This window comes from Methylosarcina fibrata AML-C10 (assembly GCF_000372865.1).
Classification (GTDB): Bacteria; Pseudomonadota; Gammaproteobacteria; order Methylococcales; family Methylomonadaceae; genus Methylosarcina; species Methylosarcina fibrata.
Genome location: NZ_KB889965.1, coordinates 128,909 through 145,870 on the forward strand (window position 1 = coordinate 128,909; position 16,962 = coordinate 145,870).

A 16,962-nucleotide genomic window follows, 5' to 3' on the forward strand; every position below is an offset into this window, starting at 1 on the left:
CAGTCATTCTTTTCAAGATTCCATTTCCTCGTATTTAACGCTTCAGTGAATGAAAGCCTTTGTTTTTACTCCCATGCAGACACGAAACTTTTTATTTTTTCCTCTGATTTTTTTACTGATGCATTCGATTGCCTTGCCGGCCGTATCGGCCGACCGCGAGCACAAGCTAAAAAACGGCGCCGTGCTCGACACCAGCAAGGAATCGTTAACGTCGAAAATCGAAGCGATAAAGACCCGGCAAGGGCTGGACGAAGCGCAAAAAACCAAACTGCTGGCCGTTTATCAAACGGCGGAAGACAATTTGAGCAATGTCGACAAATTGAATGCCCAGACGACCGAGTATACCGGAGCCATCAAGGCGGCTCCCGAGCAAACCCGAAAGCTTCTGAAAGAAATCGAGATCGGCCAGCAAAAGCAGCCCAAACAGAAATTCGAGGATTTAAATCGCATACCGACCGAAGAACTCGAACAGCGCCTTGTTCTGGAAAAAGGAAAAATCAGTAATCTGGACGAACAAACGCAAATGAAGGAAGCCGACCTGGTGTTGCAAAACAGTCGGCCCCGATTGATCCGCGAAGAAATCGTCGCGGCCCAGCAGGATATCGACGAAGCTCAAAAAAAGCTCGATTTCATCGATGCCGGTCCGGAATCGAAACTGGAGATGGAAGCCAATCAGTTTCAGTTGAAAACGCTCATCGATTCGCGCACCGCCGAACTGAAAATGCTCGAAGCCGAGGCCGCAAGCAATCCAGCCAGAATCGAACTGCTCAAGGTTGAGTTGCGCTTGCTGGAAGTGCGAAAGAACGAGTTGGCTCCGCTGGTGGCCGCGATAGAGAATCTATTGGCCGACCGCAGGCAACAGGAAGCGAAGGAAATCCAGGATGCCCTGAGCCAGGCGGAAAAAGAACTGTCGGGCAAACATCCGGTCATTCAGAATATTACCCGCGAAAATATCCAATACAGCCGGGATTTGCAGGCAATTACCGGTAAAATCGAGAAATACGCCGAACAGAAGAACAAGTTCGACGCGGAAGCCGCTGAAATTGAAAGCGACTTCAAAAGTGCGGAAAAAAAGATCAGTCTGGCCGGACTGAGCCCCGCTCTCGGCAGAATTCTACGCGAACAGCGGCGCAATCTGGTCAGCCAGGATAATTTTGCGCTCCAAACCGAAAACATCCAGGAAGAAACGGCCGCCACCAGTCTTGAGCAACTGGCCGTCGAAGAAAGGCTCAAGGAGTTTACCGATGTCGATACCCGATTAAAACAGTTGATGCGGAGCCGGGTCGATGATGCCATGCCTTTGGATCAAAGGATGATGATCCAGGCCGAATTGAGGGTGTTGCTCAGCAGCCAGAAAGAGGTGCTGAATAAGTTATCCATTGCCTATACCACGTATTTGAGAACGTTGGGCGACGTCGATTTTGCGCGCCGGCAATTATTGAATCAGACCGGAAAGTTTTCCGTTTTTCTTGACGAGCGCCTGTTGTGGGTGCCCAGTTCGGAACCCATCAATGCCGCTTATCCGATCGATCTTTATCACTCGCTGCAATGGCTGTTGTCGCCGGGCAATTGGAAGCTGTTGATACGCGACGCGGTCCGTATCGGCATCGATAATTTATTTTTGAGTCTGCTTGCGGTGGCCGGCTTGGTGTTGCTGCGTTCAGGCAGAAATTGGGCCAAGCAGCAGTTGATTGCGATTTCCGGTAAAGTCGAAAAAATTTATACCGATAATTTTTATTACACCTGGAAGGCTTTGGCGTGCACGCTGGTGCTGGTTTCGCCGTTGCCCTTTTTCATTTATTTGCTGGGCTGGTTCTTAAGCGTCGATTGGTCTGCGGCCGATTTCAGCAGAGCCGTCGGAGAAGGCTTGCAAAGTGCGGCGATTCCGATGTTTATATTGCGGTTCTTTTATCGGTTGTTCGCGCCGTCGGGCATCGCCAATCATCATTTTCAATGGCAAAAAAACAATACCCAGTTGCTGCGGAGGCAACTGGCCTGGCTGCGTTTCATCGCCGTGCCCGGGATTTTCGTCATTTACAGTACCGGCGCCTCGAAAAATTCCGTGTATGGCGACAGTCTGGGGCGTCTGGCTCTGATTGTAATCATGAGTGCGATGGCTTTCTTTTTTAGCCGCCTGCTCAAGCCCGACAACGGACTTCTGCAAACCCACATCAAATCGTATCCGGAGGGCTGGGTTAATCGGACCCGGTATGTCTGGTATCCGGCCACTGTCCTGATTCCCCTGATCGTGATCGGTTTCGCCACGGCGGGTTATTATCTAAGCGCACTGGAATTGCAGCAGAAAATCATCATCACGTTAAGATGGTGCTTTTTGTTGATCATGGTTTATGAGCTGGTCATTCGCTGGTTGACCCTGGTCAACCGGCAACTGGCCTTGAAAAATGCGCGGCAGAAAAGAAAAGCCGCCACCCAGGCGGCTGCAACGCAGGCCGACAAAGCATCGGCGGTAGGCGCCGAAGACCCTGTCGTTTGTGTTGAGGAACAGCTTATCGACATCCCCAGGATCAATGCGCAAACCATCAAATTACTGAATGTTTTTACCGCATTCAGTGTGATTGCCGGTTTTTGGCTCATCTGGAAAAACATTCTGCCGGCGTTTTCGTTTCTGGAACGGATCGAGCTTTGGCGGCATCTGGTCAAGATCGACAATCAGGAACTCCATCAGCCGATTACGCTGGCCAATTTGATGCTGGCCGGCTTGTATGTGTTCGTTACCGTGGTCTCGGTCCGAAATTTTTCCGGAGTGATGGAAATATTGGTTTTCAGGCGCTGGTCGATAGAAGCCGGAGAGCGCTATGCGGTCAATCAACTGGCCAAATATTTCCTGATCGCGGTCGGTTTTGTCAGCGTGGCCAACGAGTTGGGAGGGAGCTGGTCGGAAGTGCAATGGCTGGTGGCCGCGCTCGGCGTCGGTCTGGGCTTCGGTTTGCAGGAAATATTCGCCAACCTCGTATCCGGCATCATCCTGTTGTTCGAACGACCGATCCGGATCGGAGACACCGTCACCATCGGCGACGTCACCGGCAAGGTGAGCCGGATTCAGATGCGCGCCACCACGCTGATCGACTGGGACCAGAAAGAGCTGATCGTGCCCAACAAAACTTTCATTACCAACCAACTGGTCAACTGGTCTTTAAGCGACGCCATTACCCGGATCGTCATTCCGGTAGGCATCGCTTACGATTCGGACGTCGAGTTTGCTCATAAGATCATGATGGACACCGTCAAAACCACGCCCAAGGTGCTTGCCGAGCCGGCTCCCAGCGTGGTGCTGATCGGTTTCGGCGAAAATTCGCTGCAGTTCTCGATTCGTGTGTTTGTCAATGAGCTGGCGGACCGGCTGCCGGTGACGCATGATCTGCATGTCCGGCTGGAGAAGGCCTTGAGGGAGAATCACATATCAATTCCTTTTCCGCATCGCGATGTGTATGTACACCAGGTCGGAGCGGCGGAGGATGCGTTCGCGCCTGCCGTTAAAATGGAGAAAAGCCGGGAGGCGGGCTCCAAACGCATCGCCTTCTGAGAACGAGGCGGCTTGACCGGCATCACCCAGAGTCATGCCGCGATGGCCCAATTACCAAGAGGCGGTTCGGGCGGCTAGTCGGTCAGCAGTTTTCGGTACCCGCTCCGATAATACAACAGCGGATCGCCGGAGCGGCGTAGAGTGCTCTGGACTTCTCCGATAATGATGAAATGAGTGCCTGCGTGAATTTTATTCACTACTGTGCAGGTCAACGACATGATGCTGTCGTCGAGGACGGGCACGCCCGGGCTTTCAAGGTGCCAGGCAGTGTTTGCAAACCGTTGCTGTTGACTGCTTCCGCCCGCGAATTGGTTGGAAATTTCTTGTTGATCCGAATTTAACACATTCACTGCAAAATGGCCGCTTTCCTGAATGCCGTCGCCCGTGTCGGCGGATTCGTTGATGCAGACCAGGATCAGCGGCGGATTGATCGAAACGCTGGAAAACGCCGTGACCGTCATGCCTTGAACTCCATATTTTTCAGATTGGGCGGTTACGACGGCGACGCCGCTCGCCCAGTGTTGCAGGGCCTGTTTAAATTCATCTCCGCTTACAGCCATTAAGTTCTCCTGTATTGATCCGGCTTGCAATGCGCCGTCGGTTTTGCCGGAAATAAGACGACAGCCAGATGGATTCTTTATGATACAACAATTAAATCGAGATTGATTCGGCATTGTGCCCGAGCCGTACGGCGATCCGGCCGCCGGCGCTCCGGAAGAAACCGGGCGGACGGCTCGCCCGGAGGTCGGCGTTATCCGGACGGGGGAAAGCGGCAAAAGGCCGGCCGAGCCGGTAACGGCGCAGTTCCTGCGGATATAAAGTGACCTGCGGCCGGAAACCGAAACGCAACGGTTTATTGCTTGTTTCGCCGCCAATTTCAGGCCTGTTTCAGTTGAGAAATTGACGGTTTTATGATGTAATGAACCGGTTTTACCAACGCGTCTCTCGCTTGGAATGGTCTTTCCGATGGAGAGGATGGTTTCGCTGCAATTTGCTTGGAGAGTAGGCTTCAACTATGCAATTTACAATTAAAAAAGGTTTGGATCTGCCTATAACCGGAGGACCCAAACAGGTTATAGAGAATGGTAATCCGGTAAAAACCGTTGCCGTTCTGGGAACGGATTATGTAGGCATGAAGCCTACGATGATGGTCGCTGAAGGTGATGCGGTCAAACTGGGGCAAATACTCTTCACCGACAAGAAAAATCCGGGTGTCAATTTCACCTCGCCCGGCGCGGGAATGGTGGTGGCCATCCACCGCGGCGCCAAACGGGCTTTACAGTCCGTCGTCATCGAACTGAAAGGCGACGATCAGCAAACGTTCACCCAGTACAAAGAATCCGAGTTGGGCAATCTGACGGCGGAGCAGGTGCGACAGAATTTATTGGAGTCGGGACTGTGGACCTTGTTGCGCACCCGTCCTTACGGCAAGATTCCCGCTATTGACGGCAAGCCGAGTTCGATTTTCGTCACGGCGATCGATACCGCTCCGCTGGCGGCCGATCCTTCCGTTATTGTCAAGGCCAGAGCCAACGATTTTGTCAACGGCCTGACGGTTATCGCCAAATTGACCGAAGGCAAAACCTATGTCTGCAAGGCGGCCGGCGCGGATATCCCCGTCGGCGGCGCGACGGTCGCCGTTGCCGAATTTTCCGGCCCTCATCCTGTCGGGTTGCCGAGTACCCATATTCATTTCATCGATCCCGTCAGCGCGGACAAGTTTGTCTGGTATCTCAACTATCAGGCCGTGATGGCGATAGGCGCCCTGTTCACCACAGGCAAACTGAATATGGAAAGAGTGGTGTCATTGGCCGGACCGACCGTAAAAAATCCCAGATTGATCCGCACCCGCGTCGGGGCCAATACGGACGACCTGGTCAAGGGCGAACTTGAAGACGTGGAAAACCGCGTCATTTCGGGTTCGGTGCTGTACGGCCATCATGCGGCCGACTGGGCGGCCTATCTGGGCGCTTACAGTACTCAGATTTCGGTTTTGCAGGAAGGACGCGCGCGCGAATTGTTCGGCTGGATCGTGCTGGGCAAGGACAAATATTCCGCGCTCGATGTATATATCTCCAGCCGTCAGGATCGTAAATCCGGGCGTAAATTCCCGTTGACTACCAATAGAAACGGCAGTAACCGGGCGATCGTTCCGGTCGGCATCTTTGAAACCGTAATGCCGCTGGACATTCTGCCGACGCCGCTGGTTAAATCGATGATCGTAGGCGATACCGATCAGGCGCAACTCCTGGGTTGCCTGGAACTGGACGAAGAAGATGTCTCCCTGCTGACCTTTGTGGATCCAGGCAAGCATGATTTCGGCCCGGTATTGAGAGCGAATTTAAATAAAATTGAGAAGGAAGGATAATGTCGGCAAGAGATTTTTTAGATAAATTGGAGCCGCATTTTACAAGAGGCGGCAAGTTTGAAAAGTATTACGGTCTCTACGAGATGGTCGATACTTTTATCTATACTCCCTCTACTGTAACGCGCGGCGCAACCCATGTTCGTGACGGCAACGACCTGAAGCGGACCATGACCTTTGTGGTCATCGCAACCTTTTTCTGCATCCTGATGGCGCTGTACAACACGGGTTATCAGGCGAACCTGGCGATCAACGCCATGGGGCTGGAAAAGGCTAGCGGCTGGCGCAGCATTCCGATGGCCTTGTTCGGCTACAACGCGATGAATCCTTTTTCCAACCTGGTTCATGGCGCGCTGTACTTCTTTCCGATCTATATCGTCACGTTGGCGGTGGGCGGCGTTTGGGAAGTCTTGTTCGCCACGGTGCGTGGCCATGAAGTCAACGAAGGCTTCCTGGTTTCGTCGATGCTGTACGCTCTGATATTGCCGCCCAACATGCCTTTGTGGCAGGTGGCCCTGGGCATTTCTTTCGGCATCGTCATCGGTAAGGAAGTCTTCGGCGGCACCGGTAAAAACTTTTTAAATCCCGCTTTGACCGGCCGGGCATTCCTGTATTTCGCTTACCCCGCTTCGATATCCGGCGATGCGGTCTGGGTTGCGGTCGACGGCTATACCGCGGCGACGCCGCTGGGTCTGGCCGCGAACGGCGGTATGGACGCAGTGCATGCGGCAGGCTATACCTGGATGCAATCGTTCTTCGGTTTCGAACCGGGCTGTCTCGGCGAAACTTCGACGCTGGCGATCCTGATCGGCGCGGTTTTTCTGCTGTGGACGCGCGTTGCCTCCTACCGGATCATGGCCGGCGTATTTTTGGGTATGGTTGCAACAACCTTGTTGTTCAACATCATCGGCAGCGACACCAACCCGATGTTCGCCTTTCCCTGGTACTGGCATTTGACCGCCGGCGGCTTCGCATTCGGCATGGTCTATATGGCCACCGATCCTGTAACCGCTGCGATGACCGATGCCGGCCGCTGGATTTTCGGGGTCCTGGTCGGCGCGATGACCGTTTTGATACGTGTAGTCAATCCGGCCTTTCCGGAAGGCATCATGCTGGCGATTCTGTTTGCGAACATGTTTGCGCCGACGATCGATTATTTCGTAATTCAGGCCAATATCAGAAGAAGGATCAAACGTCATGCCTAATCCACAAAAGCAATGCAAACATCTGGAACAGGTTTGCAACAAGCTGAATGAATACGAGTCCTATCGTAAATTCATCGTCTATAAAGACAAAGTCCTGGCGATGGGCAACGATAGTCTGGAAAAGACGATCGCGATCGCGCTGTCGTTGTGTTTTATCTGCGCGATTTTGGTGTCGTTCTCGGCGGTTGCCCTGAAGCCGATGCAGATCTACAACAAAGATCTGGACATGAAGAAAAATATTCTCGATGTGGCCGGCCTGCTCGAAGAAGGTATGGATATCGACAAGGCGTTTGCGGACAAGATCGAAGCGAAAGTCGTTGATCTGGAAACCGGCGATTACGTTGAAAATATCGACGCCAATGCCTACGATCAACGTAAAGCCGCCAAGGATCCTGCGCAAAGCGTTGCGATTCCGAAGGAAAAGGACATTGCCCATATCCGGGTCAAGGCGAAATTGGCCAAAGTCTTTCTGGTCAAGGAAGGCGGCACGCTGAAATCGATCATTCTGCCGGTCAGCGGTTACGGCTTATGGTCCACTTTGTATGGTTTTCTTTCGCTGGATCCGGACGGTCAAACCGTGCAAAGCATCAACTTCTACGATCAAGCCGAAACTCCGGGCCTCGGCGGTGAAGTCGTGAATCCGAACTGGCGCGCTTTATGGAAAGGTAAAAAGGTCTATGCAATGACCGATCAGCCGTCCCTGGAAAAAGGGCTGATTGCCGAGGCCGACGTCGGCGAGCCGGCGTTGAGCTTGGTCAAAGGCACCGTCGATCCCGGCAAGCCGGGCTCCGAATATCAGGTCGACGGCCTGGCCGGAGCGACACTGACCAGTACCGGCGTGACCAATCTGATCAGATATTGGATGAGCAAGGAAGGATTTGCCAAGTATCTGAGCAAAATTAGAGTGAATCAAGGGGTTAAATCATGAGTGCAATATTGGATAAAGCAGGACTAAATACCGAAACCAAAAAGGTTTTGACTAGCCCGCTGGTCGAAAACAATCCGATCACTTTACAGGTTCTGGGAATTTGTTCGGCGCTGGCGGTCACCTCGAAAATGTCGACCTCGCTGATCATGGCGCTGGCGCTGACTCTGGTGACCGCGTTCTCGAGCGCCGCGATCAGCGCCATCCGCAATCATATCCCGAGCAGCATCCGCATCATCGTGCAGATGACGATCATTGCGTCGCTCGTGATCGTGGTCGATCAGATCCTGAAAGCGTTCGCTTTCGAAGTCAGCAAACAGTTGTCGGTTTTCGTCGGTCTGATCATCACCAACTGTATCGTGATGGGCCGCGCGGAAGGCTACGCGATGAAGAATCCGCCGCTGGAGAGTTTCTGGGACGGTATCGGCAACGGTTTGGGTTACAGTCTGATTCTGGTGACCGTGGCGTTTTTCCGCGAAATTCTGGGTTCCGGCAAACTGCTGGGCTACGAAATTTTGAAGCTGAGCAAAGACGGCGGCTGGTACGATCCGAACGGCCTGATGCTGCTGCCGCCCAGCGCGTTTTTCATCATCGGCCTGATCATCTGGGGCGTGCGCCAATGGAAGCCGAACCAGCGGGAAACGGTCGATTACAAAATTATGTCGATAGCTCACGGCGAAGGAGGGCACCACTAATGGAAGCGTATATCAGTTTGTTCGTCAAATCGGTTTTCATCGAAAACCTGGCACTGTCCTTCTTTCTGGGCATGTGCACTTTCATTGCGGTATCGAAAAAGATTTCGACCGCAATGGGGCTCGGCATTGCGGTGATGATTGTGCAGGCGATTACCGTTCCCGCCAATAATATCGTCTATCATGCGGTATTGAAGGAAAACGCGCTGGCCGCTATCGGCATCCAGGGCGTCGACTTGAGCTTTCTGGCCTTATTGAGTTGTATCGGCATGATTGCGGCTCTGGTGCAGATTCTGGAAATGATTCTGGATAAATTTTTCCCCGCTCTTTACCATGCGCTCGGCGTGTTTTTGCCGTTGATCACGGTCAACTGCGCAATTCTCGGCGGCAGTCTGTTCATGATCGAGCGCGACTACAATCTCGGCGAAAGCGTCACCTACGGAGTCGGCAGCGGCCTCGGTTGGGCTCTGGCTATCACCGTCATGGCCGGCGTGCGTGAAAAACTTAAATACAGTGATATTCCCGCCGGTCTGCAAGGCCTGGGCATCACTTTTATTACTGCGGGTCTGATGTCTCTCGGCTTCATGGCTTTCTCCGGAATCCAACTGTAAGGGTACTCGAATGCTGGATATTTTATTAGGGATTGTCATCTTTACGGCGCTGGTGATTGCGCTCGTATTCGTGATCATCGGCGCGAAAAAGAAACTCGTGGCCGAAGGCGACGTTGAGATCCTGATCAATGATGAAAAGAAAATTCATGTGCCGGTCGGCGCCAAGCTGCTGACCGCACTGGCCGACAACGGATTGTTCGTCTCCTCGGCCTGCGGCGGCGGCGGCACCTGCGGCCAGTGCAAGGTCAAGGTGAAATCCGGCGGCGGTGAAATCCTGCCGACCGAATTGACCCACATCACCAAGCGCGAGGCGGCTTGCGGCGAACGTCTTTCCTGCCAGGTCAGCGTCAAGCACGACATGGACATCGAAGTCGAAGACTCGGTTTTCGGCGTCAAAAAATGGGAATGCACGGTCAGGTCGAATCATAACGTGGCGACCTTCATCAAGGAACTGGTGCTCGAACTGCCGCCCGGCGAGTCGATCGACTACCGTGCCGGCGGTTACATTCAGATCGAATGCCCGCCGCACGTGGTCAACTACAAGGAGTTCAACATCGAAGAACGTTTCCATGAAGATTGGGACAAATACAATCTGTGGCGCTACGTTTCGGATGTCAAGGAGCCGGTTCTGCGCGCTTATTCGATGGCCAGCTATCCCGAAGAAAAGGAGATCATGCTGAACGTGCGTATCGCCACGCCGCCGCCGCGAGCCGACGAAAGCGTGCCGCCGGGCAAGATGTCTTCGTATATCTTCAGCTTGAAACCGGGCGACAAATGTATTATTTCGGGCCCTTACGGTGAATTCTTCGCGAAGGAGACCGATGCCGAAATGGTCTTCGTCGGCGGCGGTGCCGGGATGGCGCCGATGCGTTCGCACATTTTCGATCAATTGCGCCGGTTGAAATCCAAACGCAAGATGACCTTCTGGTACGGCGCGCGGAGCAAACGCGAAATGTTCTATGTCGAAGATTTCGACATGCTGGCGAAAGAAAATCCGAACTTCACCTGGCACGTGGCATTGTCCGATCCCCTGCCGGAAGACAACTGGACCGGCTATACCGGCTTCATTCATAACGTGCTGTATGAAAACTATCTGAAAAATCATCCGGCACCGGAAGACTGCGAGTTTTACATGTGCGGTCCGCCGATGATGAACGCCGCAGTGATCAACATGCTGCTGGAAAATGGCGTCGAGCCGGAAAACATCATGCTGGACGATTTCGGCGGTTAAAAGGAACAATTCTCCCTGTGAAAAGAACTTCTCTCAGGGAGAACGGCTTCTATCATACAGCTTAAACTTTTACCGATTGCCAAGATCTTATATCGAAAATAAGGTTTTGTCGCCCCTTTCAATGCGGACAGCAATATTGAAAACATCATGCGATGAGCCCATCAATTGTCAACGGAGTCATGGCATGGTCAATAAATATCCAATGCTGGGAATATTGCTCATATTCTTGGCTTGTTCCGGGATCTCGTTCGGCAGTTCGGGATCGCTCGGCAACAGCTATTCCTTCGGTTATACCAATCCTCCGTACGGTGTAACCAGTTCGCCTTCCGGCAGCACGATGCGTTGCGGGCGTAAACTGGTTTCCATAGGCGATTATAAAAACGACGTCTATGCGGTTTGCGGAGAGCCGGAATCCATCGACACCCGTACCAAATTGGTCGGCAGCACCTTCCATTTTCCGCGTCGAACGATCGACATCCACGACTATGAAGAAGTACAAGTGGAAGAATGGGTGTACAATTTCGGCACCAAACGATTCCGCAAGTACCTTCGTTTTGAAAACGGGCGGCTGGTCGAAATCAGAAATCTGGAAAGAAGTCCCTGATGCTTTTGAATTTTTGTGTTGGAATCAAGAAAACACAGCAATTTTGTTTTGATATTATTAAACTAATGCGGCGGTGGTCTGTCTTCAGATGGACACGGTAAAATGAATTCGAATAATGATTTCGGCGATCGAGGATGCTTGTCTGGTGAAAGAAAGGGCTTTATTGCGGTCGAATCGGAATCGGCAGCGTTTCAGATCGAATTGAAATGGTGAGGTGATACAATGACTTATTTTTTGGTGACTTTTGCAATTATGCTGGTGGTGGTCGTTTTCATGGCGATCGGGGTTATGTTTGGCCGGCGTGCAATCAAAGGCTCGTGCGGCGGATTGAATTCGGGCGCGTGCGTTTGCGTGGAGAAATGCGAAAAACGGAAAAAAATGGAAGCCAAAGGGACTGTTTAGATCGGCATTGGAAAATACCTTGAATTGACTAGGGGCATTGTTCGTTCGATAATTGGGCCTGTTGAGAATAAATAAAGGGGAAATTTATGCTGACAAAAATTACCGTAGGGGATTATATGACCCGAAGACTGGTGACTCTGACCAAGGACACCAACGTCTTCGATGCCATCAAAAAATTAATGGACCATAAAATCACCTGTGCCCCGGTCGTCGACGACCGAGGCCAACTGCAAGGCATGTTTTCGGAAACGGACGGCATGAATGTGTTCCTGGAAAGCGTTTACAATCAGGGAATGAGCGGAAAAGTGGGTGATTACATGACCGTCGACATCATCACGGTGACGCCCGAGACGAGCATTGTCGATCTGGCGAAAAAATTCCAGGAGTCTTCGGTTAGAAGTTTTCCGGTATTCGAAGACACCGAACTGGTCGGCATCATCAGTAGAACCGATCTGCTCAAAGCCTTGGCCAAACTTAATTAAGCGTTAATCGTATCCGAGTGGTCGATGGCCGAAAAGGAGTTGTACTGGCACGACTACGAAACGTTCGGCACGGATCCGCAGCGCGATCGGCCTGCGCAATTTGCGGGCGTGCGCACCGATGAAAATCTGCAACAAATTGACGATCCTCTGGTGGTTTACCTCAAACCCTCGGAAGACACGCTTCCTCATCCCGATGCTTGCCTGATCACCGGCATCCTTCCGCAACTGGCCGAAGCCAAAGGCCTCTGCGAAGCGGAGTTTATCCGTCTCATCCATCAACAAATCGCCCAGGCCAATACCTGTACGCTGGGTTACAACACGCTGCGCTTTGATGACGAACTGACTCGCAATTGCCTTTATCGAAATTTTTATGATCCCTATGCCCGAGAATGGCAAAACGGTAATTCCCGCTGGGATTTGATCGATGTAGTCCGGGCCGCCAGGGCGCTGCGCCCCGACGGCATTGAGTGGCCCACTAATGAACAGGGCGTTCCCAGTTTCCGCCTCGACCAATTGACGGTCGCCAACGGCATTGCCCATCAGTCCGCGCACGACGCGCTCTCCGACGTGTATGCGACCATTGCTTTTGCCAAACTGTTGAGCCAGGCTCAGCCCAGGCTCTTCCGGTTCCTCTGGCAAAACCGCCTCAAGAACGCAGCGCTCGGCTTGTTGAAACCGGGCCGTTTCGAACCGCTGGTTCATGTCTCCGGCAGATACCCGGCCGCGAAATCCTGCCTGGCTCTGGTAGTGCCTCTTTGTTCTCATCCGGTAAACGGCAACGGCATTCTCGTCTACGATTTGTCGGTCGATCCCGAACCCCTGCTGGAACTGTCTCCGGAAGAAATACGCCGGCGGCTTTTTACGGCAAGCCAGGATTTGCCGGAAGGCATTGCCCGAATCCCGTTGAAAACGGTACACGTTAATAAATGCCCTGTGCTGGCGCCGCTTTCGGTCATTCGGCCCGCCGATGCGGAGCGCCTTGAGCTGGATTTGGGCACGTGTTTCGTTCATCTCGACAAAATAAAATCGGCTACGGGATTGTCCGAAAAACTAACGGTCGTATTTACCGGGAAAAGCGATTTTCCGTTAGACTCCGATCCCGATCTGTCGATCTACAGCGGCGGATTTTTTTGCGATGCCGACAAGAAAACCATGGCCTTCATACGCACGTTGCCGCCCGACCGTCTGGCCAAAATGCAATTCCGGTTCACCGATTCCCGCCTGCCCGAAATGCTGTTTCGCTATCGGGCGCGCAACTACCCCGACTCTCTCACTGGCGAAGAAAGCGCCCAATGGAAAGGTTTTTGCCTGCGCCGTCTGACCGGTCGGGAACCCGGCGCGAGCATTACTTTCCGCGATTACTTCAGACGGCTGCGGGAGCTTGACAGCGAAGGGCAGGCCGATAAGGAAATGATCCGGTCTTTGAAAAGCTACGGACTGGAGAAAATGCGTTGGTTGGGCCTGGACGAAGCGGAACTTTCTTACTGCGATGAGCAGACGACCTGAGAGCTTGGCGCCGAGGCGGACAATCTTATGGGCTTTGTAAAGAGTGCCCACGTTGTCCGGAACCCGGATTCGGTTGGACAGTTCCAGGAAATCATCCATAACCGGAAGAGTCTAAAAATGAGGCCTACCAATGTTCAGACTGCATTAAGGTTTCGATTGATATGATTTCTATCCGAATAATCGCTTTAAACTTCCCGATACTTGTGAGCAGGTCTCCATGAACGCTAAATATTCTTCAGGATTGCCGGCCAGAATATTGTTACCGGTGATTCTGCTGATTTGTCTGTTACCGGTACCGCCGGCTCAGGCCTATCCTTTCCGGGACGAGGCAGCGGACGTGTTCCACGATGCGCTGGCCCCTTACGGCAATTGGGTTCACCACCGGACTTACGGAAGAGTATGGTATCCCCGGCATGTGCCGAGGGACTGGCGGCCCTATACCGACGGCTATTGGTCCTATACCGTCACTTATGGCTGGCTATGGGTATCCGACTGGGTATGGGGCTGGGCGCCTTTTCATTACGGACGCTGGGTTTGGGACGACTGGTACGGATGGATCTGGGTGCCCGGAACGCTGTGGGCTCCCGCCTGGGTATTCTGGCGGTATGGCGGCGACTATCTTTCGTGGGCGCCCATGCCGCCCGATTATCTCTGGAATCCGTACGCCACTTATTCGACTTTTTATTTCGATTACGGACGCTACGTGCATTGGGATGCCTGGGTGTTTGTTCGTGAACGGGATTTTCCGCGCCGTCATAAACCCCATCGCCTGATCGCGCCGGACCGCAATCCGGAATTGCTCAATTCGACTCAGCCGACCGGTAACCTGACGGTGGTCAACGACCGGATCATCAACCAGGGCATCCCTGTGCATCGTATTGAACGGGCCATCGGAAGCCGGATCAAACCGGAAGCCCCCAAAGTCATGACGGATTCCGAATGGAAAAAGGAAGACCGCCGCGGCAGAGCGAGCCGGAGTCCGGTCATTTACCGGCCGATCGACGTCAAACCCACTCCCGACGTCGTCCGGCAGCAGGAACAACAGGCCAGACAACTCTCCGAGCGGCTTGCTACTTATCCTCCGGGACCAACCGAGCGCAGTGGGCCGGAACGCGAGGCCTCGCCCCGGGTGCCCGGCCGTTTGAGCGGCAGGCCCGTTCCGTTGGATTATGCCGAGCCTCAAGAGCCGGCAACAGTTCCGCCCGTAATACCGCAGCCGGCGGTGCCGCTCTGGACTGTTCCCGAACCAGAGGGTAATTTACCTTTGAGACCAGGACGCAGCATAAATCAACCACAGGAAAGAGCGACCGATCGGGACCTTGAGCTGGAACGTCAGCAACAGGAACTGGAAAGGCAGCAGCGGGCCGAAGAAGAGCGCCTGCAACGGGAAGCCGCAAGCCGGCAGGAAGAAGAGCGCCGCCGGCAATTCGATCTGGAGCGGCAACGGCAGGATGAACAGGAACGTCTGCGGAGGGAATCCATCCGCCGGCAAACGGAAACTTCCACACGCCAGCAACAGGAACTGGAACGGCAACAGCAGGAAGAGCAAAGGCGCATGGAAGAAGCCGTCCGTCGTCAGGAACAACTCGATCGTCAACAGCAAAGCGAATTACAGCGGCAGATGGAGCAAGAGCGGGCCAGAGATGCCGCCCGTCAGAGGGAAGAGATCAATCGTCAGCAGGAACAGTTATACCGCCAACCGCCGATGGATTCGCAACAGCCGGAAAAGGCGCCGGATGCGGAAAGATTGCGCCCCCAAAGGGAGATGATCGAGCAGCCGATCATGGAGCAACCGTCCATGCCGCAGTCGACCGATGGGCAAATGCCGCCGGAACAGGGCGGAAGAATCCGAAGCGGCCGAAGTTTGAGCCGGGGCCAGCGATCCAGATAAAGGCCGGATCGCTTCGGTTCGTTCGACACCGCCATTTAACCGGTCTTCGAGATCTTCTTTATCGTCAGGCCGGTTGCAAAACCGCTCTGACTCGAACCCGGCAACAAAAACCACGGTGCGAGAGCCGATTCGCTATAATGTGATACTATTTGAAAAAATATCTGTTATAGAGGATGACTATGGCTGAGGCGAAAAGCGAGAAACACAAGATAGTAATCGTCGGAGGCGGAGCGTCGGGATTGGAGCTGGCGACCAAATTGGGGCGGACCCTGGGGAAAAAAGGAAAGGCCGAAATCGTATTGCTCGACGCGACTTCGACTCACATATGGAAACCTTTGCTGCATGAAGTGGCTGCGGGAACCCTCGACGAATCGGAACAGGTCGAATATCTGTCCCAGGCTTACCGAAACAATTTCCGCTTCAGGCTGGGCAGAATGGAAGGATTGAACCGGAGCAAAAAGGAGATTTACGTCAGCCCGACTTACAACGACAGCGGGGAAGAACTGATTCCCAAGGCCACCCTCAACTACGATACGCTGGTCATGGCGGTCGGCAGCGTCAGCAATACCTTCAATATCAAAGGCGTGGCCGAGCATTGCATGTTTCTGGACACCACCACTCAGGCTTTCCGGTTTCAGAAGCAACTGGTCGAAACCTACATCAAAAATTATGCGGGCAAGGACAGTGCCAGCGGCAAGCCTCTGTCCATCGTCATTATCGGCGCCGGCGCGACGGGGGTGGAGTTGTCCGCCCAGTTGCACGAAGTATCCAATCTATTGGCCGTCTATGGGCTTCAGGAATCGAACAAAGTCAAACTGACCATCATCGAGGCGGCCACGCAACTGTTGCCGGCGTTGCCTCCCCGGCTGGCGAATGCCACGCAACAGCAGCTCGTCAAGCTGGGCATCGATCTCAAACTGGGCCGGCGAGTCACGGAAGTCACCAAGGACTCGGTGACGACTCACGACGGCGAAGTCATACCCGCCGATCTGAAAGTCTGGGCCGCGGGCATCAAGGCGCCGGACTGGATGAAGCAACTGGACGGACTGGAAACCAATCACATCAATCAGTTGGTCGTCGATGAAACGCTGAAAACCGCCGACGACGACATCTTTGCGATGGGCGATTGCGCGGCTTGCGTCTGGCAGGGGCATAAAGGCAATGTTCCGCCCAGGGCCCAGGCTGCGCATCAGCAGGCGTCCACTTTATACAAATCCCTGATCCATCGGCTGAAAGGCAAACCGCCGGTAAAATACGTCTATCGCGATTACGGCTCGCTGGTGTCTTTGGGGCAATACACGACGGTCGGCAATCTGATGGGCAATCTGATGGGAACGATCACGATCGGCGGATTTATCGCCAGGGTCGTGTATCTGTCCTTGTATAAGATGCATCAGGTGGCGGTTCACGGCTATTTCCGCACGGCGATGCTGACTCTGTCCAACGTGTTCCGACGCAGCGCCCACGCCACCATTAAATTACACTAAAACAGCACACGGCAAGG

At 53.5% G+C, this 16,962-nt stretch carries 14 protein-coding genes; 13 read left to right on the top strand and 1 reads right to left on the bottom strand.

Annotation, left to right across the window (positions count from 1 at the left end):
• The first annotated feature begins 49 nt into the window (after positions 1 to 49).
• Complete coding sequence (locus tag A3OW_RS0100595) at positions 50 to 3,544, top strand: mechanosensitive ion channel domain-containing protein (protein WP_020561502.1); 3,495 nt, start codon at positions 50 to 52, stop codon at positions 3,542 to 3,544.
• A 74-nt stretch (positions 3,545 to 3,618) separates the two neighbouring features.
• Here the strand turns inward: A3OW_RS0100595 and A3OW_RS0100600 are convergent, their stop codons facing one another.
• A complete protein-coding gene (locus tag A3OW_RS0100600) occupies positions 3,619 to 4,104 on the bottom strand; it encodes a flavin reductase family protein (RefSeq protein ID WP_020561503.1) in 486 nt (161 codons plus the stop codon).
• Between the two features lie 455 nt (positions 4,105 to 4,559).
• On the opposite strand from A3OW_RS0100600, the gene A3OW_RS0100610 reads away from it, so the two are divergent.
• The 12 genes from A3OW_RS0100610 to A3OW_RS0100670 all read left to right on the top strand — a co-directional run bounded on the left by A3OW_RS0100610 (position 4,560) and on the right by A3OW_RS0100670 (position 16,945).
• Complete coding sequence (locus A3OW_RS0100610; protein ID WP_020561505.1) at positions 4,560 to 5,912, top strand: Na(+)-translocating NADH-quinone reductase subunit A; 1,353 nt, start codon at positions 4,560 to 4,562, stop codon at positions 5,910 to 5,912.
• Positions 5,912 to 7,114 carry an NADH:ubiquinone reductase (Na(+)-transporting) subunit B gene (locus tag A3OW_RS0100615; protein ID WP_020561506.1) on the top strand — a complete coding sequence of 401 codons (1,203 nt, stop codon included), beginning with the start codon at positions 5,912 to 5,914 and terminating at the stop codon, positions 7,112 to 7,114. Before A3OW_RS0100610 ends, A3OW_RS0100615 begins: the two co-directional genes overlap by 1 nt.
• The gene (locus A3OW_RS0100620) at positions 7,107 to 8,042 is read left to right on the top strand and encodes a Na(+)-translocating NADH-quinone reductase subunit C (RefSeq protein WP_020561507.1); all 936 of its coding nucleotides are present in this window, start codon (positions 7,107 to 7,109) and stop codon (positions 8,040 to 8,042) included. The genes A3OW_RS0100615 and A3OW_RS0100620 overlap by 8 nt, the downstream gene beginning before the upstream one ends.
• Entirely contained in the window at positions 8,039 to 8,734 is a 696-nt protein-coding gene (locus A3OW_RS0100625; protein ID WP_020561508.1) for an NADH:ubiquinone reductase (Na(+)-transporting) subunit D, read from the top strand. The genes A3OW_RS0100620 and A3OW_RS0100625 overlap by 4 nt, the downstream gene beginning before the upstream one ends.
• Entirely contained in the window at positions 8,734 to 9,342 is a 609-nt protein-coding gene (gene nqrE / locus A3OW_RS0100630; protein WP_020561509.1) for an NADH:ubiquinone reductase (Na(+)-transporting) subunit E, read from the top strand. Before A3OW_RS0100625 ends, nqrE begins: the two co-directional genes overlap by 1 nt.
• Before the next feature lie 10 nt (positions 9,343 to 9,352).
• The gene (gene nqrF / locus A3OW_RS0100635; protein ID WP_020561510.1) at positions 9,353 to 10,573 is read left to right on the top strand and encodes an NADH:ubiquinone reductase (Na(+)-transporting) subunit F; all 1,221 of its coding nucleotides are present in this window, start codon (positions 9,353 to 9,355) and stop codon (positions 10,571 to 10,573) included.
• 184 nt (positions 10,574 to 10,757) lie between these two features.
• Entirely contained in the window at positions 10,758 to 11,177 is a 420-nt protein-coding gene (locus tag A3OW_RS28385; protein ID WP_020561511.1) for a DUF2845 domain-containing protein, read from the top strand.
• A 222-nt stretch (positions 11,178 to 11,399) separates the two neighbouring features.
• Positions 11,400 to 11,579 carry a (Na+)-NQR maturation NqrM gene (gene nqrM / locus A3OW_RS0100650; RefSeq protein ID WP_020561513.1) on the top strand — a complete coding sequence of 60 codons (180 nt, stop codon included), beginning with the start codon at positions 11,400 to 11,402 and terminating at the stop codon, positions 11,577 to 11,579.
• 86 nt (positions 11,580 to 11,665) lie between these two features.
• Complete coding sequence (locus tag A3OW_RS0100655; RefSeq protein ID WP_020561514.1) at positions 11,666 to 12,061, top strand: CBS domain-containing protein; 396 nt, start codon at positions 11,666 to 11,668, stop codon at positions 12,059 to 12,061.
• Between the two features lie 24 nt (positions 12,062 to 12,085).
• Positions 12,086 to 13,567, top strand: a complete 1,482-nt coding sequence (sbcB, locus tag A3OW_RS0100660) for an exodeoxyribonuclease I (RefSeq protein WP_020561515.1) — start codon at positions 12,086 to 12,088, stop codon at positions 13,565 to 13,567.
• A gap of 217 nt (positions 13,568 to 13,784) precedes the next feature.
• Positions 13,785 to 15,458 (top strand): DUF6600 domain-containing protein, encoded by a 1,674-nt coding sequence (locus tag A3OW_RS26155; protein WP_157385755.1) that lies wholly within the window; start codon positions 13,785 to 13,787, stop codon positions 15,456 to 15,458.
• Positions 15,459 to 15,637: 179 nt separating this feature from the next.
• Entirely contained in the window at positions 15,638 to 16,945 is a 1,308-nt protein-coding gene (locus A3OW_RS0100670; protein ID WP_020561517.1) for an NAD(P)/FAD-dependent oxidoreductase, read from the top strand.
• Positions 16,946 to 16,962 lie beyond the last annotated feature (17 nt).